Genomic DNA, 642 nt, shown 5'->3' on the forward strand with positions numbered 1-642 from the left:
TTGCAGACTGCGCAGCGAATTCCGAATAAATCACTGGCTTCCTCGATCCTTAAGTGCCGACATGTCTGGCAACGGGGCAGCGTTCGCTTTTTTGCCTCAATGAGCACCTACTTCAGAACCGAACACTGTGCTAGCAGAGCCCCGGGTTCGAATTGAGGACACTGCAGTATTTCATCCGCAGCTAAACCAACCCATTTGCGTTACTTGATTTTGCCAGAGAGAATGGCGTCCGACTATTAGTGGTAGCGTCAATGATGGAGGATCGAAGGTTGGAAATCGTTGGAAGCGTCGCCTTTGTCAGTGGCGGCAGCGGTGGGCTTGGTTCGAAGATCTGTAGGCTCCTCGCTCGCAACGGCAGCAAAGTGGTTGTCGGATACCGCAGTGAATCGGACCGCGCTGAGGCAGTCTGCGCGGACATCAAAAGCCAAGGCGGCACTGCTCGCGCAGAACAGTTTGACCTTACCAAGCCTTCTTCAGTGCATGCCTGTATTGGCAGGATAGTCAGCGAGTTCGGCGGGCTGGACATTCTGGTGAACAATGCCGGCATGGCCTCTGGCGGGCTCAACTTGCCAACTGGTGATCTGGAAGCCCTCACCCCGGAGATTTGGACGGAAATGCTAACGACAAACTTTAGCGGTCCAT

At 54.4% G+C, this 642-nt stretch carries 1 protein-coding gene; it reads left to right on the forward strand.

From position 1 onward, the window contains the following. Window positions 1–251 precede the first annotated feature (251 nt). Window positions 252–642, forward strand: a 391-nt coding sequence (locus ACR0J2_RS24085; protein ID WP_480814114.1) for an SDR family NAD(P)-dependent oxidoreductase, incomplete at its 3' end; no start/stop codon positions are given.

The organism is Ruegeria sp. CG4 (genome assembly GCF_056537185.1).